Source organism: Leptospira haakeii, assembly GCF_002812045.1.
Taxonomy (GTDB): Bacteria; Spirochaetota; Leptospiria; order Leptospirales; family Leptospiraceae; genus Leptospira_B; species Leptospira_B haakeii.
In genome coordinates this window covers 49,644-73,239 of record NZ_NPEG01000008.1, presented here as the reverse complement: position 1 = coordinate 73,239, position 23,596 = coordinate 49,644, and the positions used below count along the sequence as shown (strand labels likewise).

Below are 23,596 nucleotides of genomic sequence, written 5' to 3'. Positions count from 1 at the left end.
TTCGGTATTTATGAAAAGATTGTTTTTATTTGTTTTGGTTTTTAATTTTTCTTTTTTAGCAGGATGCTCTTCCGAAGGAGGAGGAATTGATCCTATATCCGCGTTACTTGCGACGATCTCTCCTGGTTCTTCAGATCCAGGGGATCCTCCACCGGGTGAGGCGGGAACTCCTGGATGGCTAAGCGCATCTGATGCTTTATTCAGTGATAAGGTAGAGATACGTTGGGATCCGGTTCCTGCCCAGGAATACAGGGTTTTTAAAAAGACAGTATTCGAATCCACTTACCAACAAATCGGTTCGGTAACTGATCCTGTTTTTACGGATCCAATTTCCAATTCCCAAAGTTTATTTCAGTATGCCGTCCAAGTGGTAGACCTAGATGGAAAGGTTTCTCCTATCAGCGTTTTTGATACTGGAACAGTTGCATTCAATTCTTCTTGTTCTACAAAATTGAATTCTCTTGGCGGAGGGACTTCTCTTTATTCTAGATTCAAAAACGGTTTTCCTGGAGCCGCGACTTCAGTTTCTTCCTGGGGAAATTCAGTGCTTGTTGCAAGTGGCGGGAATGTTTATTTGCTGAATGTGAATGGAGATATGATCGGCGTTTGGACCGGAATTACTCCTAAGGCAATGGTTGTAGATGTTTCTGATCGTATTTTTGCTTTGGTTGGAATGAAAGTATTCGAACTGAATTCGGATTGTACCCAGACAAGTTTGATAGATCTTCCGTCGGATTCTGTGCCAAAGGATCTGGCCTTGGATACTTTAGGGAACTTGTATATTAGCGAAGCAAATTTCAATACAGGAACAGATCGTATTTTTAAATATTCTTCTGCAGGGAATTTGCTTAAGACTTGGGACCTTCCGGGGACATTCAGGGAACCTTATGCAATCTATATCCATCCTTCTGATAATAGTCTATTGGTTGCGGATAATTCGAATTTTGATCTATTTCAATACGACATTACCGGAGATACTCCTGTTCAACTCGCATCTAAACAGATTACCGTTGGCCAGATCATTGATATGACTATGAGCGGCGGGCAGATCCTTGTTGCTATCCAACAGAATACTTTTCCCGATAATGGACCTTATCTAGTTCGATTCCATAGCGGAATGTCTGGCGGTTCGGTGACTATGAAAATCAATCCAGCGGGACCTTCTACTATTCAAAGTATTGCAACAGATAATCGTAATGGAAATATTTTCGCAGTCGATACGGAAAGATCTTCTATCCTTTCCTGCGCTGCTCCTATTTTTTCTAATTGTTCTCCTAGTTTAGTTGGAATTTCTCCTTTAAGAATTGTTAGGGACGATAAAAAGAATTTTTACATTCTTCATGCAACTAAACAAGTCACAAAGCTGAATCCGAATGGAGCTTACCTTTCTAGTTTTGTTTTGCCCGCTTTTCAGGGACGCACGGTCCAAGGTAGCGATTTGGAGATTGATGGAGACTTCTTATATATTTCAGCTAGAAATACTTCGGATGCAAGGGTTTTAATAAAAGTCAAAACTGATTTTACTGGGGTAACTACTCGCACTCTGCCAGCGAATTCATTCGTTGCTTTTACGAATATTGCTGTAACAGGCGGAAAAGTATTTAGCGATTATGTGGATCTCGGGGAAGAAGATACTTTCACTTATTTAAATTTCTCTTCTATCAATGGGGGAGGGGATGGGAATTATTTAGATAATTCTTATAGAGAATCTTTCATCATGAGCACTGTGGAATTAGAAACGGATTATTCAGGGAATTTTTATCATATGCTGATAGGTATGGGAGACACTGATATCCATACTTCTATTTCTAAATTTAATTCTAATACTTTAGAGTGGAATAATCTAGTCCAATCTGCTACGACTCCTTTTCAACAGATCACAACGGATAAGTCCGGGAATTTATATACATTAGAAGGAACTTCTAATAATGGATACAAGGTATTTAAGAGGAATGCTAACTTTACCGAATTGAATCAAATATCTATACCTACGAACCAGATCTCTACTGGGGCGTTTTATGTTTCGGATACTGGTGATTCTTCTTTCCTTGCAACTCCTTGGAGTTTGCATCGAGTTATGTTGCCTTAATTTGAAATCGCTCATCGGTAAGATTTAAATTTTCCAAAAGTAAAAAAATTCTATGGTCCAAATTTGAGATCGGGGGGTGGGAAATCCGATACTTTGGTTATAGAAAGTCTGTAAAGATTTTCAAACAAAAGGCCCCCGCATGGAATTTCTGGAACCTAAAGACCTGACGGAAAATAAATCCTACCGGATCCGCCTAACTGTAGCCATCTATAGAAATAATATTTTATCTTATAAGAACGATATAGTAGTTCCTTCGGTTTATATGAGAAGGAATGAAGCGAGAGCTCATATTCGTAAAGAAGTGACAGAACGTCTGGCTCATTCTTCCTTTTTCCGTTCTCCTCGTCCTGATTACGATTTGGTCCGTTATTCGGAAGAAGCGACCTGTAACACATTCTTGAGATACAGGATCATCAGCGGAAGTCCTACAGAAGAAATTTTACCTAAGACTGTTTAAGAAGGATTCGTAACTTAATTGTCTTGAATTCCGGTCTAGGGTCGTAAAAACTTGACTGCGAATCCGGATTATGGCAGACAAAAAGGTCATAGAAAAAAATTCCCATGGAGAATACGTTCTAACAGCGTATGGGGAATTTTTAAGTTATTTTCATACTCATATCCAACTTTTCGGGACATTAATCTCCGCTAAAAAAATTCCCGCCAAAGAACAAGAAGCTCTTAAGACAAAACTTCGCTCTTATATTTCCAGCAACGTCCAAAAGACGGATCATTTTTTTGATCAACTTCCTCAGTTCGCTCAATTCCTCGGAATGGGTTCCCAAGAACTTTCTTCTTATATGAACAGAAACTTCTTGGGTGCTTTGAATAAGGTAAAAACCAAACTTATAGAACAAGAGTCCTCTGCCGAGCAAACTCCTCGTAAGAAAAAATATTCTAAGATATCCGAAGAGATTTTAGAAGGACTTGGATTTACATTCCCAGCGGGTCATAGATTCGAATCGGAAGAAGGAATGATCTACCTGGTGGAGATCTCCACCGGTAAAAAAAGAGAAGCTGCCGCTTTGGGAGAAGTCGCAAGAGAAACCGCAGCGGCTGGTGCAGCCGCAAGACCTATCCCGGTTCCTGTTCGCAAAGGCCCAGAAACCCCGATCCTAGAAGAAATATTAAAAAAATATGGTGAACTATTCTCCGGCAAACCTTTGATCATGAAGGTCGAGGAATTAGAAGAAGATGATTCCCCAGTCCAAATGGGAGAAGATATCCTTTCGGATGTTGAGGATCTTCATTTCGATGGAGACTTCGGAGGAGATTCTCCTAGTTTCTCAGAACCGCCAGTAAGCATTCCATTCTCTAAATATATGGACCAAGTCGGAAAGGTGCGGGTTTTCCAAAAAGCAGGACAGCTCGAAGAATATAAACGTTGGGTTGCATCCTTACCTGTTGAGGAAAACGCGCTTGTCCAATTACAAACTTCTCTTTTGAAAGAATCCAGGGGAGAAGTAGTCGAATGGGATGGAACTCTAGGTCAGCTTGGCTCTCGTACAGGTCTTTCAGAATCCAGACTCAGAAAAGTACTGGAACTTGGGCGTGATTTTTTCCGTATCAGAAACCAATTAGAAGCTTCTTGGAATAAAGCAAGAACTGCAAGTCCTGCAGTAGCTGAACTTGTAAAAAAAGCCTGGCCTCATATTTTAAGAGTCATGGATGAATATCCTGATTTTACTCAGATCAAAGGAAAGATGGACCAACTTCTTTCCCGTATCCCTGATGCAAGCCAGAGAAAGATACTGACTGATCTATTCTTGAATCCAGTTCTTTCTATCCGTAGAAATTAAATCCTCTACGTTCTCCGTGCCCTCTGTGCGAAATAAAAAATTTAATCTAACACCGAATCTTTCAACACGGCACTTCTTCCGTCTTCTTTTTTGATCTGCCAAAAGATAAAGCTAGAGGAGAGAGTGATTATTCCCATACAAGCGAATGTGCTCCTGAATGCTAAAAGCATATTCTCCGGATCTTGACCGAATAGATCCCTAAACGCTTCCAAGGCTCCTGCAGCACATGCTACTCCCATTCCCATCGCCAACATCTGTATCATAGAAAGCATCGTATTTCCACTGCTTGTAAATTCTCCGGTCAAATCCTTCAAGGTGAGAGTGTTCATTGCGGTGAATTGAAAAGAGTTAAATGCTCCAAAACAGAATAATTGAAAAGAAAAGATCCACCAGATCTCCGAGGAGTTTAACCAGAAAAAACTGCTCATGCTCAGGCCTATCAGTAAGGTATTGGTAACCAAAACCTTTCTATAACCTAATTTATAAATTAATAATGGAGCAAATCTTTTGATACCTATTCCTGCGATTGCCATTGGTAAAAGCATTAAACCTGCTTTAAAAGGTGGATATCCCATATTCACTTGTAAGAATAATGGAACCAAAAACGGCATACTGGAACTTCCAAGCCTAGAGAATAAATTTCCCAGAAGACCGATACTTAATGTAGGAATAGAAAAAATCCGGGGAGAAAAAAGTGGGGCAGAAGTTCTGGCAGCGTGGATCCAATAAGCTGCGATACTTGCGAGTCCGAATATGGTAAGAAGAATGACCCCTGCCTTCTGCAAACCCAAACTAGACCCTGCATCCAATGCCAAAGAAAAAGTAACCATCCCAAATGCCAGAAGCAGATAACCTTTCAAATCAAATACGGCTGAATTCTGGATTGGATTTCCTTTCATGTAGATAGAAGCCGCAACGATCCCAATTAGGCCTACGGGAAGATTGATCAAAAAGATCCAATGCCAAGATGCAGTCTCTACTAACCATCCTCCTAAAACAGGACCAACTAATGGGCCAATCAAGCCTGGGATTGCCACAAAACTGATCGCTTGCAAAAATTGCTCCGGGGAAACAGAACGAAGAAGTGCTAGACGACCAACAGGAAGTAAAAGTGCTCCTCCAACTCCCTGTAAAATCCTGGAAAGAACAAGTTGGGTTAAATTCTGAGAAAGGGCACAGAACAGAGAGCCTAGGGCAAATAAGGATAAGGCACCGATAAAAACCTGTCGTATCCCGAATTTGTCGGAGATCCAACCGGAAGCCGGAATGATCATCGCCATCGTAAGAAGATAGGCGACCACCACTGATTGCATTCTCAAAGGACTCGCATCTAAATTTTTTGCGATCGCAGGCAGAGCTGTATTGACAATTGTCCCATCCAAAGTCTGCATAAAAAAGCCGCAGGCCACGAGCCAAAGTAATGCCTTGGACCCTTTAGATTCTTCTGTCATAGGAACTTAGACATTGATATAAGCCGTATATATGCGCTTTGGCTCTGGATTCCTTTAAAAAGATCGTTTTCAAACTAGGCACTCGCAAATTTACTGGTCTAAGAATCGGACATTTGCTACAAAATTCAGCCAAACATCGCGTGGGTGGGGGTTTCCTCTGTCCGTGGACCAAGGCAAGAGCAGTGTCCCGGATTTACTATCAACCCTAAAGAGGAACCTTAGCGGATGTTAAACCTTGACGAACAGTTGCGGATCCAAAAGTACTTGGAGGAAAATGGTCTATATGACAAGTCCTTCGAGCGCGATAACTGCGGAGTAGGCTTCGTCGCTTCTTATAAGGGCGAGTCCAATCACCGAGTTGTATCAATGGGTTTGAAGGCGGTCGCATGCCTAACCCACCGCGGAGCCGTAGATGCAGATATGCAAACCGGAGACGGCGCCGGGATCATGATCCGTATTCCTAAAAAACTGTTCGCGAAATACATCGAGGAGATGGGTCATAGACGCCCTGACGAAGATTCCATCGGTGTGGGGATGGTGTTCCTACCGAGAGAGGACATAGACAAACAAGATGTTTGCCGAAGCCTCATCGAATCAGCACTTATGCAATTTAACTTCAAGCTGTATGCTTGGAGATATGTTCCTGTAAATCCTGAGGTTTTAGGACCTAAGGCAAACGCTTCCCGTCCTCAGATCGAGCAAGTATTGATCGGTAAACCGGAAGGAATGTCTAACGAGGATTTCGAAACTAAATTATTCCTGATCCAAAAGAAAGTAATGAGAGATGCTCTCAAACTTTCCATGAGTGAGGACTTCTATATTTGTTCCTTCTCTTCTGAAAGGATCACATTCAAAGGATTATTTAATGGAAACCAGGTCTCTCAATTTTATGAGGATCTAAAAAGTGAGGAGATGGTTTCTCCTTATTGTATCTTCCACCAAAGATATTCCACTAATACATTCCCAAGCTGGGCATTAGCTCAACCGTTCCGCGTACTTGCGCATAACGGAGAGATCAATACCATCGTTGGAAACAGAATTTGGATGCTCGCAAGGGAAGAAGAACTTACCTGTGAGAAATGGGGAGAGTTCCAAAAAGAGATCCATCCGATCATCAGACCTCATTTATCCGACTCTGCAAGTTTAGATAATGCTATGGAAGCGATCGTACGTTCCGGTAAAGACGTACTTCACGCTAAAGCGATGCTTATTCCGAATGCATGGAGTAAGAACGTTCAAATGTCCGAAGGACTGAAATCGTTCTACGAGTATAATAACACTTTGACCGAACCATGGGACGGACCGGCTGCACTTGCTTTTGCAGAAGGAGACTGGGTCGGTGGAAGTTTGGATAGAAATGGACTTCGCCCTGCAAGGTATGTAATCACTGAAGACGGACTCGTGGTAATGGGTTCCGAAACCGGTCTAGTTCATATCGATGAAGAGATCATTACCAAAAAGGGAAGATTAGGACCGGGCGATATGCTCGCTATCAACCTGAAAGAAGGAAAGGTCTATTTTAACGAAGATGTAAATGCATTATTCGAGAAAAAATACGATTATAGAGAATGGTCCAAAGAGAATGTAGAATATCTTGACCAAACTATTGACGAGTCTATCGCTAAAACCGTAACTTATAGCGGAGATGATCTAAGAAGAAGACAGATCTTATTCGCATATTCTCCATACAAACAAAAAGCGGTAATCAAACCTCAGGCGATCGCAGGAAAAGAAGCGATCGGTTCCATGGGAGACGATACTCCTTTATCTATTTTGATGCTTTCTCGTATCGGATTGTATACATACTTCCGCCAAAGATTTGCACAAGTCACAAACCCACCGATCGACTATCTAAGGGAGAAGGGAGTAACTTCTCTTTATACTCGTCTTGTTAAGAAAACAAATCTTTTCGCGGACGAAAAACCTCAGAACTGTCTAGTACTTTCTCATCCGTATTTAACTAATCTTGGATTACAAAGGATCAGAGAGAAGGACGGAAAACAATACAAGGTAGTTACCTTGGATGCGACTTTCGAAGCTCATCATGAAGAAGGTGCTGCTAGAAATTATCTGGAACTTGCATTGGATCAGTTGCTTAGCGATGCGGTAAAAGCTGCTGAATCCGGAGTGAATATCCTAATTCTATCGGATAAAAAACTGAACAAGGATCGCGCTCCTATTCCGATGGAGCTTGCGGTTGCGGCAGTTCATAACCACTTGATCCGTAACAAAAAACGTGCGGCTACAAGCATTCTTGTAGAAACAGGATCTGCATTCGAAATCCATAATGTGGCTGTTCTACTCGGATACGGAGCTTCCGGAGTGAACAGTTATTTGATCTGGGACACTCTTCACGACCTATGGACCAAGGGAGACTTTGATGCAGAAGACGGTACTCGTCCTTCTTTCGCCTCTCTTTGCACAAACTACCGCGCGGGTGTGGATGACGGACTTCTGAAAATCATGTCCAAGATGGGAATTTCCATCATGTCTTCTTATGTGGGTGGACAGGTATTCGAAGCGATCGGTCTTTCTAGAACACTGATCTCCAAATACTTCCCGGGAACTTATTCCAGAATTTCCGGAATTGGTATAGGCGGTATCGAGCAGAATATTCTACGTAACCACGACTCTGCATTCAACAAAGAGATTAACCCTGAGGACTTCGTCTCCGAGAAGGATGACCAACCTCATAGATGGTCTCCTAAAGTAGTAAAATTCATCCGCAAGGCTGCGGTTGATAATGACTACGAAGCATTCTTAGAAGCTTCTAAATTAATGGAAGAAAGTGATCCGATCAATATCCGAGATCTATTCGATTTCGTAGATCGTGCACCTGTTCCAATTGAAGAAGTAGAAACAGTTTCTGAGATCCAAAAACGTTTTTTAACTCCAGGTATGAGCCACGGGGCGCTTTCTATTGAAGCTCACACTGACCTTGCTGTAGCAATGAACCGTTTGGGAGCAAAGTCTTCCTCCGGAGAAGGTGGAGAAAGTCCATCTCGTTACGTTGTAGATGAAAAGGGAGATCTCGCGAATTCTTCTATCAAGCAAGTAGCTTCTGGAAGATTCGGAGTAACTTCTGAATATCTGAACTCTGCAAAAGAGTTGGAGATCAAGATAGCTCAGGGAGCAAAACCTGGAGAAGGTGGACAACTTCCAGGTAAGAAGAACAATGAGGAGATCGCGACGAACCGTCACACTCCTCAGGGAATCGATCTTATCTCTCCTCCACCTCACCACGATATTTATTCTATCGAGGACTTGTCTCAGTTGATCTACGACTTGAAACAAGCTAACCATACTGCTCAAGTATCAGTTAAACTGGTATCTGAAGCAGGGGTTGGGACGATTGCTGCGGGTGTTGCGAAAGCAAATGCAGATGTGATCTTGATCTCAGGACACGTGGGAGGAACCGGTGCGGCTTCTCTTACTTCTATCAAACATGCTGGATCTCCTTGGGAATTAGGTCTTTCTGAAACACATCAAGTTTTAGTAATGAACGGATTGAGAGATAGAGTTGTTCTTCGTACTGACGGTGGTATCGTTTCCGGAAGGGACGTGATCATCGCTGCATGTTTAGGTGCAGAAGAGTATGGAATTGGAACGGCTTCTCTCGTAGCATTAGGTTGTATCATGGCAAGAAAATGCCATTTGAATAATTGCCCAACAGGAATTGCTACCCAAGATCCTAAGTTCAGAGCAAAATATAAAGGATCTCCCGATCAAGTCGCTACTCTAATGACACTTCTTGCAATGGAAGTTCGTGAATATTTGGCGAAGTTAGGATTCCGCTCTATGGACGAGATCGTCGGAAGAACGGACCTTCTGAAACAAATTACTCGTTATGAGCAAGACCGTTTAGATTCTTTAGACTTGAATCCGATCCTTGTCCGTCTTCCTCTTCTTTTCGATCCTAAGAAGAAAAAAGACAGATTCGTAAGAAGAGAATCTGTCGGAGAAGTTCTGGATGATCGTATCTTGAAAGATGCGGAGCCTGCGTTAGAAGGAAAAACTTCCATGTCTCTTTCTTATTCTGTGAAGAATACGAACAGAACTGTGGGAGCGAAAGTTTCCGGAATTATTGCGCGTAAATACGGTTCCAAAGGTCTTCCTGGAAAACTGGAAATCATTCTGGAAGGAACTGCAGGTCAGTCCTTAGGAGCATGGCTCGTGAAAGGAGTGCAGATCACTCTTCACGGGGATGCAAACGACTATGTAGGTAAAGGACTTTGCGGTGGAACCATCGTGATCCGCAAACATAGACGTTCTAAATTGAAACCTTATGAGAATGTGATCATCGGTAATACCTGTCTGTACGGTGCTACTTCAGGAAAACTTTTCAGTTCCGGTAGAGCTGGAGAAAGATTCGGAGTTAGAAACTCCGGAGCGGACGCAGTAGTAGGCGGAGCAGGTGACCACTTCTTAGAGTATATGACCAGTGGAACCATCGTTTGTTTGGGAACAGTCGGTAAGAATATGGGTGCCGGTATGACCGGAGGAAGTGCTTATTTCTTCCAAAAAGATTGGGAATTGGAGCCTTTAATCAATAAAGAATACGTGAAAATCGTGGATCTTGAAAATGAAGATTACGAAATCATAAAGTCCCTGATTACTGAACACACTAAGTTAACCGGATCCGACCTTTCGGAAGAGATCCTGAAAACTTGGGATGCTTCCAAAAAATATTTCGTGAAAGTTACTCCTAAATAAAGTAACTCTAGAATTAGCCAATCAGACCAAGGGGCAAGGTTGTAATGAGTTCGATATGACCGGACTTAAAAGACCTTGCCCTCTCTGTGTACGGATGGTAGACTGGTTTAAGCATTCGTCTTGCTGAAAGGAAAGATACGAATTGTTACGATTGCATATAATTCTGGCTTTTGTGGCAACAGCCTTGCTCTTTGCCGTCGCAGATAGACAGCAGAGGCGGGACAGAGAAGAACCTGATTTCTCTTCTTCTCCATTACTAAGTGTGATGGAGGGAGAAATTTCCGACCACAGCAATTATCCTACATTTAAGTTTTCATTTTCAGATCTCAAGGGACGAGCTAGAGCATTATCTAAACTACGTTACATTCCACCTAAACATTCCACTACGGACTTTTTGAAAGGTCTACCTTGGAATCAATATAAGAACATTTTTTTTCGTCCTGAAAAATCGGTTTGGAAAAAAGAAGGAAATCCTTTCCAGCTACAGTTCTTACATCCGGGTCATTTATATAATACGAATATAAGAGTTTTTGAAGTGAGAGGGGATTTTGCAAGAGAGATCCCGTATGATCCTTCTTCATTTGATCTTTCTAAATTAAAAGGTGTGGGTGAACTTCCGCCTAATTTAGGTTATTCAGGATTCAAGATCCATTTTCCGATCAATACACAAGAACATACGGATGAGTTTGCGGTTTTCCAAGGTGCAAGTTATTATAGGATCATTTCTAAAAAACAATGGTATGGTCTTTCTGGTCGAGGGATCGCAATTAATACAGGTATGCCTTATCCGGAAGACTTTCCTTCTTTTCGGGAATTTTATGTGGTCAAACCTGATAAGACCGACTCTACAATTACGGTTTATGCCCTTTTGGATGGAAGAACTGCAACCGGCGCCTATGAATTCCAGATCACTCCCGGAAAAGTTTCCGCGGTTAAAGTAAACGCAGAGGTGATCCTTAGGACTAAGGTGGATCGACTTGGGATTGCTCCTTTGACCAGTATGTATTGGTACAGTGAAACAAGAGGAATTCCTAAAGGCCAGGCCTATCCTGAATCTCACGACTCCGACGGATTACTGATCCATTCCGGAAAAGGAGAATGGATCTGGAGACCTCTGGATAATCCGAAACGTAGCACAACGTATTCTTTCCCTGATGAAAATCCGAGAGGATTCGGGCTGATCCAAAGAGATAGAGAATTCCAAAATTACCAACATAGCGAGATGAAATACCAGCTTAGGCCAAGTGCTTGGGTAGAACCTGAAATTCCTTTTGGAAAGGGATCAGTTCATCTTTTAGAAAACCCAACAGTTCAGGATTCGGACGATAATATGGGGGCATACTGGATGCCGGATCCAATTCCTCAGCCCGGAACTCCATTCGATTTTTCTTATACAGTTCGTTGGCCGGATACAGATCCTCTTCCTGATTCAATGGCAAAGGTGGTGGCTACCCGGATCGGGGACGCACAAGGGGATCCTGACCTGAAAATGTTCTATGTGGATTTCAAAAGTTCTAATTTGAGTTCTTTGGACCCGTTTGCTTACATTCAGGCAAGAATAGATACCGGAGAAAATGCGGAATTATCAGAATATTCCGTTCAAAAAATAGAAGAGACCGGGGTATGGAGACTTACCTTCGGAGTGTATCCAAAAAATAAATTTAAGGCCTCCGATCTAAAAGCCGCATTAAGTAGAAACCAAGAAATTATTTCTGAAACCTGGAATTTCGTACTTGAGCCGAACTAAGAAAAAGCAAGAAGACTTGAGTGCCTCCGGTCTTTTAGAAAATCCAGATCTTTCCAAAGAATGGGAACGTTTGGAACTTTACCTCCGAGGAATGGGGATAGAAGACAATTTAGAGATCCATAATACTCTTTCTAAAGTTTTTGAAAAATCCAAATCTTCCGACAAAAATATATTCGAAATTTTTAAAGAAGAAACTTCAGTAAAATTACATCGTGATTGGGAAAGTAGCCTTCCTCCTTTGGAACCGGGTTCAATGGTGCCTAGACCGATAGATTTTGGTCCACTCGCAGATCTTGCTTCTCCTTCTGCAGAAAAGCCGGAGCCTGTTGCATTGGTTTTGACCGCATTATTCTGGGCAGCAGTTTATATCTCTTTGGCATTTTGGTATTTCTCATGAATGCGGAAACTTTTCCCACAAGTATACCTGAGCCGGAAGGTATCTTAAAAGAAGCATTCGATTCCAGAAAGTTCACCTATAGAAGATTGGGGTTCGTTGGAGTTTTGGGACTTCTATCCTTATTCGGGATCTATTTAGAATATCGTTTTCTTCTAATAAACGGGATCTCTCCTTTGGAGTGGGCTACACTTTTACTCTTCTGCTTTTTGTTTCCATTATTAGCGTTCGGGGCTACTACTGCGATCTTTGGGACAATCCAAAGAATACGGGGAGGAGATCCCACACGTATTTCCGGCTTGATTGCAGGGCAAACCGCAAATCCAAGCGAACTCCCACCAACTGCAGTAGTTATTCCGATCCACTGCGAAGATGTCTCAAGAGTTGCGGCAGGTTTGGAATCTATGATGAAGTCTGCTGCTTCGGTAGGTCTTGGAGAAAACCTGGACTTCTTTTTATTATCCGATACCACAGATCCTGATATTTGGCTACAGGAAGAGAAAGCATTTTCTAAACTTTCCAGAAAGCCGGAAACAAAGGGAAGGGTATATTACAGAAAAAGAAGGATCAATCTAAATAAAAAATCAGGGAATATCGCGGACTTTTGCAGAAGATGGGGGCGACGTTATAGATACATGATCGTCTTGGACGCTGATAGTTTAGTGACAGGCGAATGTATGCTAAACCTGATCCGACTCATGGAAGCAGTGCCTAACGCAGGTATCATACAAACGGTTCCTAAGATTATCCGAGGCAAAAGTTTATTCCAAAGATTAGCACAATTCGGGACTTGGCTCGGAAATCCAATCTTTGGTGCCGGATCTTATTATTGGCAGGTATTTTCCGGACCTTTCTGGGGTCATAACGCGATCGTAAGACTAAAACCTTTTATGGAACATTGTGGTCTTCCTGGTTTACCTGGAGAAGGCGCAATAGGCGGAAAAATACTCTCTCATGATACTGTAGAAGCTGCATTAATTAGAAAAGCTGGATATACTGTTTGGTTTGCTTATGATTTAGAAGGTTCTTATGAGGAATGTCCTCCTAATCTTCTGGAAAGTCTAAAAAGGGACAATCGTTGGTGCCAAGGGAATCTGCAACATTTCTGGTTCTTATTCGTAGGTGGACTAAGGATCTCTAGTAGGATCCATATTCTTTTAGGAATATTGTCCTATGGAAGTTCTCTTCTTTGGGCATTACTCTTGGTTGCTACCAGCTTTACCGTAATGGCGGATACTGATTATTACCGTCTGGCATCCATTCCGGAAGAATGGGCACAGTTCCAAGAAAGTATGTATCTTCCTGTGTTCTACGGATTACAGATTTATACTATTCTAATATTATTTATGCCTCGCATTCTTTCTTTTTTGGACGGATTGTTTTTTCGCAGAAAAGAGAGCGGGATCGGATTTTTCTCCTTTATAGTTTCCTTTTTTGTGGAGTTTATCCAATCAGTGATCTTGGCTCCAGCCTATATGGTCCAATATACTAGATTCCTTTGGATGACTTTCTGGAATAGAAAGATAGAATGGGGACCTCAAAACAGGGACCCGGCACAAGGGATAGATAGAATGGCCGCTGCACGAGCCTTACTTCCACAGGCATTTTACGGCACTGGAATTTCTATCTGGTTATTCGTATATTATCCTGTACTTTTTTATTGGTTATTACCAATCACAGGCGGCTGGCTTCTTTCTTATTTTTGGGGAGTGTGGACTTCCTCTTCTAAACAAGGAGAACTTTGGAAAAAGAGAGGGTTTCTTTTAACTCCGGAAGAAACTAAACAGAATACTCTTTTATCAGATACTGAAAATTTAGAAAAAGAATACTCCGAGTTCTTAGATGGAATGGAATCAGGTAGAGGGATTTTTCTTTCGGTAGTGGATCCACTATTGTTCCGTTTTCATACTTCTCGTTTGAGATCGAGAAAAAAAGAATCGGATGCACGTAAACGATATATGGATGTTCTTGTTTCCAACTGGAAAGAATCCGGCCCAGATTCTTTGAATTCAAAGGAGATGAATCGTCTTCTTTGGGACAAACGTATTCTAAGCGATCTCCATTTTTGGTTTTGGGAAACTGATCTTTCTAAAACCCATCCTTGGTGGAAGGAAAGATTTTTGGAATACCAAACAAATATCCGGAAAGGACAAATCGCAAATTGGTTTAGCTGATCCTAAAAGAGCGAATTTATTATTACTTCGGTATTCGTTGTGCCGGATCATAAAAGAATTGTTCCTCTTTGATTTTTTCTCCTTCCCAAAGTTGGTATGTAAGCTCCTCCATATCCGTTGTTGTACCATCTTTCCAATCAAAATGGAATACCCATCTAATTACGACGTAATCTCCGTTAATGAATACGGGTCGGATACATTTTGAGGTTAAGGATTTTGCTTTTCGAAGAACTAATTTTTCATTCGTCACAAGAGTATCTCTACCTACTCGAGGTGGTAATTGGTTTTCTTGCATCGAGGCATCATTCGTATAAAAAATTTCAATTGCTTCGTCATGTTTATTTGATTCAACATGGGCGATAAATTTTTCGAGTGTTTCTAACGTTGGCATAGATGTACCTTTCTCTATAACAATTGATTGGAACTTCCTTGAATAAAATCAGTCTGTAAACTCGAAAATCCTAGTTTGGTTTCCAAACCTACCATTCATTTAAGCTTCTAGCAAAGGTTTGTTAGCTGGAGCTGTGGCTTATTTGATAATTTCTATGATTGAATCTTGGATCTCTTGGATGGCATCTCTTTGAAATCTTGGATCCGGAACAACGTTAGAAGATATTGCTGATTTTGATGCATTTTCCCATTGGAAAGAAAATAGGTCTTTATGGGAAATATAGGAAGATTTATACTGAGATTGTAAAGTTTCCACCAGGTATTTGTATTCTGGAAAGTTACCCCTATCCGTATAAAGTATAGGAGTTCCCGCAAAATAGGACTCGCTTAAAATGCCGTAACCCGGTTTTGTCAGTACGAAGTCACATGCTCTAAGTAGATCCGGATAATGACAGTTTGGAATGGTGACAATCCCCAGATTATTCTTGGCTTCTATTTTCCATTCTATTCCACCGATTACGATCCTTCTTTTGGATGGATCCCACTCTTTCCAATCAAAATGAGATGAGTCTATCCCGTAAGCACCGAATGAAAATAGATAATATTCGATTCCTTCTTCAAAACCGTAATAACTTCTGGCTTCTTCTTTGCTAAGATTCGGTTTACGTCCTAATAACCCTATATTTTTGGTTTTGCGGATAGATATAACCGGGCAAGAAAGAGGAAGGATAAGTCCCAGATCACAGAGCGCATATTCAGTCTTTAATTCTTCAGAATATTTTTGGAATATTGGAGATTCATAATGTGAGTAGATATAATCCCAGGTGAAATTCCCTAAAAATAAAGAAGGGATCTTTAATTCGGAAGAAATCAGAAAAGGAAAGGAGGAAGAGTCGGACCAAATGATATTGGGCTTTTCTTTTTTCAGATATTCTGTTTCTGATTCTAATAGAGAGTTTTTCTTTTTTTTAAATTCTAAAATTTCAGATTCGGTGGAATCCAGATCCATTCCGAGAGAGTCTCTTTGAACTATTCCTACATCCGATTTTGTTTTTCTGAATTTGATCCTGGCTTTGACTTGCCCCCAAATACCGGAAAGGTCCAGGGAAGATGCAAATTCTTCTCCTCTGGGAGAATTGATGGTAGCAGTCCAGTCAGGATTTTGAATTAAGATTTGTAGGATAGCCTCTAAACTGCGGCTAATATGACCAAAGCCGTGGCCGCTTACGAATGCGGAAATTTGGATCTTTTTCATTAACGGTTCTGTCGAAGTACTTCGTACATTAAAATTCCAGCGGACATTGCAAGATTTAAACTATCTGCTACTCCCTTCATAGGGAGAGAAATATACTGATCACTTTGAGATCTTGCGTATTCACTCAGCCCGTACTGCTCACTTCCAAAAACAAGTGCTACTTTCCCTTTCAGATTTGCATCCCAGTAAAGTGACTTGGCTTCCGGAGTTACTGCAAATGTTTTGTAGCCCGCATTTTGTAGAATAGGATAGAGCTCTTTGATATCAGACTGGAAAACATCCAGTGTGAATAATGTTCCTGTAGAAGATCGAATAACGTTTGGATTGAATAGATCCAGCCTTGGATCTGCGACAAATACTTTGTGAAATCCTGCACCTTCCGCTGTTCTTAAGATGGTGCCTAAGTTTCCAGGTTTTTCCACACCTTCGATTACAAGGACGGGATCGTTTGAAAGTTTTGTTTTAGAAGATAGAGAGAAGTCCGGTAATTCGGCAGTTGCTATCAAACCATCCGGTCTATCCCTATAGGAGATCTTTTCGAAAATTTGTTTCGGAACGAGGATTGTTTTTGCATCGATTGAAGATACAAGATCTTCTTCATTATCTCCCAAATAACAAGCAGGGCAGGTGAGTAAATATTCGAATTTAACTTTTCCCGACACTTTCGCTCTTTGGATCTCTCTAAAACCTTCAATGAAGAATGTGCCTGATTTTTCTCTGTTCTTTTTATCTTTTAGTCCTGAGATATACTTCAGCTTTTCATTTGAGAAACTGCTGATTTCCAATACGTTCTTCTTCAAAGTTTTACTCTATTAGAATAAAATACACAATTGGAACCAGCGGGATGTAATCTTCCAGTGGTTTCCGAGATGGAGAGTTCTTCTGTTAAATAATTCCCGGGAGTTTTGATTCTACCTTCTAAAATTCTTCTGAGTGCAAGTGGACTAAATCCTGTAGAATGACAGGTTAAAAATACGAACTCGGGCTTATTATTGCAAAGTTGCATCAGTAGATCCATCATCTCCGGTAGATCTTTTTCTATTTTAAAAACTTCTCCGCTAGCACCTCGCCCGAAAGTTGGCGGATCTAAGATAAAACCTATGTATTTTTTTTCCCTTCTGATTTCTCTATTCAGGAATTTTAATACGTCTTCGATGATCCAACGTACTTTTTTGCCTGCTAAACCGGAAACTTGTGCATTCTCTCTGGCCCATTCTACCATTCCTTTGGAAGAATCCAAATGACATGCATCCAATCCACCAGCTAATACGGATAAGGTGGAAAGCCCGGAATAAGCGAATAAATTCAGAACTTCTCCTTGTCCTGCAAGTTGAGAGGAAACATTTCGGATACGATCCCAGTTGCTCAATTGTTCCGGGAAAATCCCAAGATGTCCAAACGGAGTAAAACGTATCTTAACAGTTAAAGGTGGTATTTGGATCAGAAACTCATCTTCTGAATCAGGCCTTGAACCGCTCGATCCTTTCCAGCTCCAGTTTCCCCCGCCTTTATCACTTCTATGATATTCTCCATCAGCGTCTTTCCAGAGAGAAACTTGGGTAGGTGGCCAAGCAGCCACTGGAGAAGGGCGGATTACTTTATAAGGACCCACTTGTTCTAACTTTTTAAAATTTCCGGAATCGATGAGTTGGTATGTATTTTTATTTGTGCTCATATGTTTTGATCCAAGGGCTCGCAATTTTTGTAGATATGCACCTTGAAGTATTTCCCTTCCGGAAATTCCTTACGTGTAGGATGATCCGGTTCCGGTCTTAATTTGAAAAGATCCTTGTACTTCCATCCTTTGTTTGCCAAGGTTTCTCGGCCAATCTTTTCGAATTCGGACTCCAGGATTCTTCCGGAACAAGATAATAAGATCAGATCTCCTCCAGGTTCCAAATGAAAGAGTGCCTTAGAAATTAGACTACGATATGCCTTTTTACCTGCAGGAACCGAGGCTTGGTTTGGAGTTAGATTGGGGGGATCTAAAACGATCAAAGAAAATTTTCTATCTTCTAAAAATCCCCAGTCTTGGAATAGGTCCGCTCTGACGAGATGATGTTTTCCTTTTGTGAGTATAATGTTCTTCTGTTCGAAATTTAAGATTTCATTCTCTGGTAAAATATGAGATGCAAATTCTTCGAGAGCTTCTTTAGCTCCATCGGCGGAGAAGACGGATTTTGCCCCTGCTTCTTCCAAACATACCGAAGTTAAACCGGTATGTGAAAATAGATGCAGGCATTCTCTGTTTAGAGCTAATTCCGGTTTTTCTAATATATATTGACGAAGATTTCTTACATCCAAAAAGAATCCACCTTTCTGGCCAGGGATCTTAGTTTTCCATTGGACTTGATTTAGGAAAATTTTTTCTTCATAAGGAATTTCTTTTTTGCCTCTCAAAAAACGAACAGGCAAAGATTTTTCGGAGCCTATTCTTTGGGGAGAGATCCACACGATTTGTTTTGGAATTGGCTCTTCCGATTTTAAAGCAGCAGAATATAGATATCGAACTACTATTCTGGAAAAGGTTCTTAATGATTTAGAATAAGTTTGGACTACCCAAGTGGATCCATATCGATCAACAGTAACTCCAGGAATAAGATCATTCTCTCCATGTAAAAGTCTGTATGCATTTGTTTTTGTTCGGAGTGGTTTCCTAAGTTCTAATGCGTTTTCTATTGTTTGTTGTAATTTAGGAATAGAAAATTCGTCTCCTCTTTGGATGATCCGAATTCCGATCGGTCCGGAAGAAGAATAGATCCCGAATCCTAATGTTTCGTTCGATCCGGAAGCAAGTCTCATCCAATCTCCGTCTTTAAATGCGGAGATTGCAGTGGATAATTTTCCGTTTAAGATCCAAGGATGCCCTGAACTTAAAACGGATTCAGTCGTTTTGTTTAGTTGGTAACGACGGAAACGGCTCGCTAAGTTGGATTTTGACAAACTTAACGGGTTAGAAACTGTAAAGGATCCTTAGGGTTATTCTTTTGGCCTTTTTCGAAAGCTTCAAGAATCGGAACCAAAGCGGCACCTAGATCGTTCCCATCGGGCGCATAAATTTTATCATAGTTTGGATCTAAGTTGTAACTACGTTCTCCCCACCAACTGAATATACGATTTAGCTTATAATCCGAAGCTATGGATTTAACTAGATTCAATTTCTTATCATAGACAGTGAAGGTATTCAGATAGAACTCATCTTCCCAAAATGGGATCGTGGATAGAGTGGCGGCCGCAGGAAGCATAGTGGTTAGTTTTAGATAGGACAAAAAATTGTCCGTCTTACTTCCAGGAATAGGTTCCGGAAAAAAAGCTACGACATAATAGTCTACTTCCCTGCGTTTTAAAGAATAAATTTCTTTCCCGTCGTTTCCTTTACGAATTTCGAATATTTTTTCCAGCTCGGTTTTGGAAGTATCCTTATATAAAGCGAGTTTAGTTACGAATTCTTTAATATTCTCCTGGCTTATTCCTGCATCGATTCCATTAGAAGGAATTGATTCTACTTTTTTACCGTAAGGAAATAAATGGCTTAGATCAGTCGTAAAAACAAGCCCACGAGAATAGTAAGACCCTTTATTTTCTGGATAAACGATGTGGCCTCTAACTGGGTAAAAGCCGATTAGAGCGATCGTTTTATTTTTTGGTGAAGTTCCTTGTGGATAGGTATTTTCCCTGGAATAATGAGTGATACAAGCGTTGAAAATCAGTAATAGAGTGATGAAAATCCTGTTCATTGCCAGTCCTTTTCAAAAAGATTTAGTTGAAATAATAAATAAAGCCGATTCTTTCTCGGAATTTTTTGGTTCGAGATTGAATCGACTTTAGAAAGAGACGTTCTTCTTACTTTTTCTTAGCGCTATCGTAAGAAGTATCAGTTGCTCCGGTATAGATCTGACGAGGTCTTCCGATTTTCATATCAGGAGATTCGATCATTTCTTTCCATTGAGCGATCCAACCTGGAAGACGTCCCATAGCGAACATTACTGTAAACATGTTCACTGGAATCCCAAGCGCACGGTAGATAATACCGCTATAGAAGTCAACGTTCGGATACAGTTTTCTTTCTACGAAGTAAGAATCTTTAAGTGCTGCTTCTTCCAATTCTTTAGCAATATCTAATAGAGGGTCGTTTACTCCTAGTCTAGAAAGAACTGCGTCACATGCTTTTTTGATGATCTTAGCACGTGGGTCGAAGTTTTTGTAAACTCTATGTCCGAATCCGGAAAGACGGAATGCATCATTCTTATCTTTTGCTTTTTCTACGATCTTTTTCACAGGAAGACCGGAAGCTTTGATCTCTAAAAGCATCTCCAATACTTCTTGGTTCGCTCCACCGTGACGAGGTCCCCAAAGAGCACAGATACCTGCTGAGATTGCTCCATACAAGTTTGCAAGAGAAGAACCGACTAAACGAACTGTAGAAGTGGAACAGTTTTGCTCGTGGTCAGCGTGAAGTATCAATAAAAGATTTAATGCTTTTACAATCTCTGGATCGATATAATATTCTTCACTTGGAACTGAGAACATCATGTTCAAGAAGTTGCTACAATAATCCAGATGGTTCATTGGGTGAACTGTAGGTTGGCCCAATGATTTTTTGTAAGCGAATGAAGCGATTGTAGGGAACTTCGCTAAAAGACGAACCATGGAGATATGTCTATGATCCGGATTTTCTGGATCATAAGAATCTTGGTAATACGTAGAAAGTGAACCGATCATGGTGGACATGATCGCCATTGGGTGACCGTCTTTAGGGAATCCATTATAAAGACGTTTTAAGTCTTCATGGATCAAAGTATGCATGGTTAACTCTTTGTCCCATTCTTGCAGTTCGGTGTCGGAAGGAAGACGGCCGTAGATCAAAAGGTAAGCTACTTCAGTGAAGCTAGATTTTTCGGCCAATTGTTCGATCGGGATACCACGGTATCTTAATATTCCCAACTCTCCGTCCAGGAATGTAACTGCACTAGTACAGGCACCGGTGTTTAAATAACCGTTATCTAATGTAATGTATCCTGTTTGTTGTCTGAGTTTGGAGATATCTATGGCCTTTTCGTTTTCTGTTCCCGTAATGATGGGTAGTTCATATTCTTTACCGTCGATTTTTAAGATTGCGGTGTTTGCCATTTTTTACTCCTGTTAGATGAATGATATCGGACGGACCGGCATAAGGTAGACCTCAGGACAGAGAGGTGAAATTGTGAACTCGGCCCGGTCCTTAGAACTATTTCACGGATCTGAAATTCTAGACAATCCAAAAAAAAGAATCCGTTTTGTATGCTCAGCGGTTTTTGTACTGTCTTAAACTTTGGTAATTATAGTAGTTCGACGTTACGATTCTGCAATAATCACGGGGTTCTTTTAAAGGAAGTTCTTCTAAAAAGTGATTAAAATCTCCGTGATAATGATTTCGTTTCCATTTTCTGAGATTTCCAGGTCCTCCGTTATAAGCAATTGAGGCCCATTTCAAATCGTTTTCATTAGAAGAGAGAAGGTATTTTAGGAATTTTGCACCCATTTGGATAGAAATTTCCGGATCAAAAAGAGAATAAGGACCGAGGCCCAAACCTTGGGCTAAACCTTTCCCCGTAGGTCCCATAATCTGCATAAGACCTCTCGCATTGGAAGAAGATACGGCATTCTCCTTAAAAAAAGACTCCTGTCTCATCACGGCATAGACAATATCTTCTTCGATCCCGAAAGATTGGGAATAATGAGAAACTATATCCCTATGTGGTCTTGGATAGATCCTAGAAGCTAGTTTGGAGGGGAGAAGTATCACATCGTCAGGGATCCTTCTTCTTTTCATTAGATTTCTAGTATGGAATACCGTAAGGTATTGGTTGCCGGTAACTTCTCCCAGAGCTGCAAAAATTTCGTCTTTTTCCTCTTCGGAAGTTCCGGTTTGTAAGACGAATTTGTCTACCAGAGAACTTGCATGCGCCATTTCTCCGATTTCTAAATATTCTTTAGCGTTTTGTAATAGAGTATTTCCTCTGACCTTACTATGAGCAGAGTCGATCCGGACATCCAAGGAAAAAGAATCCGGAAAATATGCGAATTCAAGATCTCTTCCAATGATCTTATCCGAATATTTTGGATCACCTGCAGTCAAAGAAAGATATTCGAATAATGTATCTTTATTTCTAAGAGGACTATCCGGCTTTTGGATAGAGGAGATTTCGTTCGCAAACTCTTCTCGGATAACTCTTGTATAATAGGAACCAGGAATGGATTTATAATAAGATTTTAACCAAGAGAGAAGTTCATCGTGTTTTCCTTTCGATTTTAAACTTCTCAAATACCAATACACCAATCTACCTTTTACGGGAAGATTAGGGATCTTTTTTAAAGCCTCTTTCCAATAAGACTCTTCTAAAAAATTAGAATGGTCGCCTATCAAAAGATCGATCAGTTCATCTTGTCGGATCAGATTATAAGGGTTTTTTTCGAGAGAAGAAAGTAGACCGTTAAAATATTTATCCCTTTCTCCCAGACGTTTATAGGCTCTCGCATAGGCATATTCCACGGACTCGGAAGAAGAAAGATTCGTTTTTCCTAATAGATCCAAACCTGATTTTGCGAGGTTTTGGTTGGAAAGTTCCACGGACATTGCCGCAGTAAACTCAGGAAAATATTCCGCATAATGTTTATGTCTGGAAAAAAGAGAAGAAAGTCTTTCCGGATAATATTGGACTAAACCTCTTGCGGCCGCCTTCCAACTTTCCGGTCTTTCAAAAACGTTAGAGCTGAAATATTGGTGGGAAGATATAAAAGATTTCTTATCACTTGCATCTAAAAAAGGGAGGAATAATACTGCTTTTTCCAAAGGGATCTGTTTATAAAAAGATTCTCCCTTCCAGGTTCTTAAGTCCGTATAAATATCTTTTTTAACGTAAGAAGGAACGTTTGCATCTTCTGCGAGAGCGTATAAAAGATTTTCCCCTTTCTGCACTTCTCCGAATTTGTATAATGCTTTAGCGTATCTGTAATAAGCCATAGCACCGAAATATTCTTTTTTATCTTTTTCGGAGAAACTTTCTGCGTAATCTTTTGCTTCTTTGAATTCTCCATTTTCATAATGGATACGCAGGATCTCTCCAATTACATTTTTATAAACAGGATCATATTCAGGGGGGAGCTTTTTGAGATAAGCGATAAGTTCGGAGGAAGATAAACTTTTTCTTTTTACCATTTCCTCATACAATTTCCAAAAACTCATTTTGGAGACTGCATTTATAGGAGGAAGCGGATTCTTGATCAGGCTATGAAGTTCGTCCTTAGTGACACCGACGACAAGTCTTCCTTTCAAAAGAGAGACCAGATATCTGAATTTATTGCCCTCATCCCCGTCCGGATGTGTTTCATGAAAACGGATAAGAGCATAAACCTCGGATTCTTTGGAAGGGGATCTTTCCCTGAAAATCCTACGTATTTTTTCTAAACTATAGGATTTGACCAAGTATTTTAGGTCGTCGTCCGCAAAAAGACTGCCGACAACTAGAAACGGGAGTAACCCCAGAATCGTTTTTTTCATGCGATTCTTCTCTCTTAATCTACCTTAAAAAGGGTTCAACTCCAAAA

At 40.7% G+C, this 23,596-nt stretch carries 16 protein-coding genes; 7 read left to right on the top strand and 9 right to left on the bottom strand.

What is annotated here, in order from left to right:
• Window positions 1–10 precede the first annotated feature (10 nt).
• From CH377_RS13275 to CH377_RS13265, 3 genes are all read left to right on the top strand, one after another.
• Window positions 11–2,089, top strand: coding sequence for an NHL repeat-containing protein (locus CH377_RS13275; protein WP_243401974.1), 2,079 nt, complete (start codon window positions 11–13; stop codon window positions 2,087–2,089).
• A 139-nt stretch (window positions 2,090–2,228) separates the two neighbouring features.
• Window positions 2,229–2,546, top strand: coding sequence for a hypothetical protein (locus CH377_RS13270; protein ID WP_100724266.1), 318 nt, complete (start codon window positions 2,229–2,231; stop codon window positions 2,544–2,546).
• Window positions 2,547–2,616: 70 nt separating this feature from the next.
• Window positions 2,617–3,885: a hypothetical protein gene (locus CH377_RS13265; protein ID WP_100724265.1), complete on the top strand. Its 1,269-nt coding sequence runs from the start codon at window positions 2,617–2,619 to the stop codon at window positions 3,883–3,885.
• A 41-nt stretch (window positions 3,886–3,926) separates the two neighbouring features.
• Here the strand turns inward: CH377_RS13265 and mdtD are convergent, their stop codons facing one another.
• Window positions 3,927–5,336 carry a multidrug transporter subunit MdtD gene (gene mdtD / locus CH377_RS13260; RefSeq protein WP_100724264.1) on the bottom strand — a complete coding sequence of 470 codons (1,410 nt, stop codon included), beginning with the start codon at window positions 5,334–5,336 and terminating at the stop codon, window positions 3,927–3,929.
• 225 nt (window positions 5,337–5,561) lie between these two features.
• Between mdtD and gltB the strand changes: the two genes are divergently transcribed.
• From gltB to mdoH, 4 genes are all read left to right on the top strand, one after another.
• Window positions 5,562–10,049, top strand: a complete 4,488-nt coding sequence (gene gltB, locus CH377_RS13255) for a glutamate synthase large subunit (RefSeq protein ID WP_100724263.1) — start codon at window positions 5,562–5,564, stop codon at window positions 10,047–10,049.
• 184 nt (window positions 10,050–10,233) lie between these two features.
• Complete coding sequence (locus CH377_RS13250) at window positions 10,234–11,796, top strand: OpgD/OpgG family glucan biosynthesis protein (protein ID WP_243401975.1); 1,563 nt, start codon at window positions 10,234–10,236, stop codon at window positions 11,794–11,796.
• Window positions 11,783–12,193 carry a hypothetical protein gene (locus tag CH377_RS13245; RefSeq protein WP_100724261.1) on the top strand — a complete coding sequence of 137 codons (411 nt, stop codon included), beginning with the start codon at window positions 11,783–11,785 and terminating at the stop codon, window positions 12,191–12,193. The genes CH377_RS13250 and CH377_RS13245 overlap by 14 nt, the downstream gene beginning before the upstream one ends.
• Window positions 12,190–14,364 (top strand): glucans biosynthesis glucosyltransferase MdoH, encoded by a 2,175-nt coding sequence (mdoH, locus tag CH377_RS13240; protein WP_100724260.1) that lies wholly within the window; start codon window positions 12,190–12,192, stop codon window positions 14,362–14,364. The genes CH377_RS13245 and mdoH overlap by 4 nt, the downstream gene beginning before the upstream one ends.
• A 22-nt stretch (window positions 14,365–14,386) precedes the next feature.
• Here mdoH and CH377_RS13235 read toward each other — a convergent pair whose 3' ends face one another.
• From CH377_RS13235 to CH377_RS13200, 8 genes are all read right to left on the bottom strand, one after another.
• The gene (locus CH377_RS13235; protein WP_100724259.1) at window positions 14,387–14,755 is read right to left on the bottom strand and encodes a nuclear transport factor 2-like protein; all 369 of its coding nucleotides are present in this window, start codon (window positions 14,753–14,755) and stop codon (window positions 14,387–14,389) included.
• Between the two features lie 138 nt (window positions 14,756–14,893).
• Window positions 14,894–16,009 carry a glycosyltransferase family protein gene (locus CH377_RS13230; RefSeq protein WP_100724258.1) on the bottom strand — a complete coding sequence of 372 codons (1,116 nt, stop codon included), beginning with the start codon at window positions 16,007–16,009 and terminating at the stop codon, window positions 14,894–14,896.
• Entirely contained in the window at window positions 16,009–16,809 is an 801-nt protein-coding gene (locus CH377_RS13225; protein ID WP_100724257.1) for a TrmH family RNA methyltransferase, read from the bottom strand. The genes CH377_RS13230 and CH377_RS13225 overlap by 1 nt, the downstream gene beginning before the upstream one ends.
• Complete coding sequence (locus CH377_RS13220) at window positions 16,806–17,684, bottom strand: class I SAM-dependent methyltransferase (RefSeq protein WP_100724256.1); 879 nt, start codon at window positions 17,682–17,684, stop codon at window positions 16,806–16,808. Before CH377_RS13220 ends, CH377_RS13225 begins: the two co-directional genes overlap by 4 nt.
• Window positions 17,681–18,952: a class I SAM-dependent rRNA methyltransferase gene (locus CH377_RS13215; RefSeq protein WP_100724255.1), complete on the bottom strand. Its 1,272-nt coding sequence runs from the start codon at window positions 18,950–18,952 to the stop codon at window positions 17,681–17,683. The genes CH377_RS13220 and CH377_RS13215 overlap by 4 nt, the downstream gene beginning before the upstream one ends.
• 2 nt (window positions 18,953–18,954) lie before the next feature.
• Entirely contained in the window at window positions 18,955–19,746 is a 792-nt protein-coding gene (locus CH377_RS13210) for an Lp29 family lipoprotein (RefSeq protein WP_100724254.1), read from the bottom strand.
• Between the two features lie 106 nt (window positions 19,747–19,852).
• Complete coding sequence (locus tag CH377_RS13205) at window positions 19,853–21,139, bottom strand: citrate synthase (RefSeq protein WP_100724253.1); 1,287 nt, start codon at window positions 21,137–21,139, stop codon at window positions 19,853–19,855.
• 154 nt (window positions 21,140–21,293) lie between these two features.
• The gene (locus CH377_RS13200; RefSeq protein WP_100724252.1) at window positions 21,294–23,549 is read right to left on the bottom strand and encodes a lytic transglycosylase domain-containing protein; all 2,256 of its coding nucleotides are present in this window, start codon (window positions 23,547–23,549) and stop codon (window positions 21,294–21,296) included.
• Window positions 23,550–23,596 lie beyond the last annotated feature (47 nt).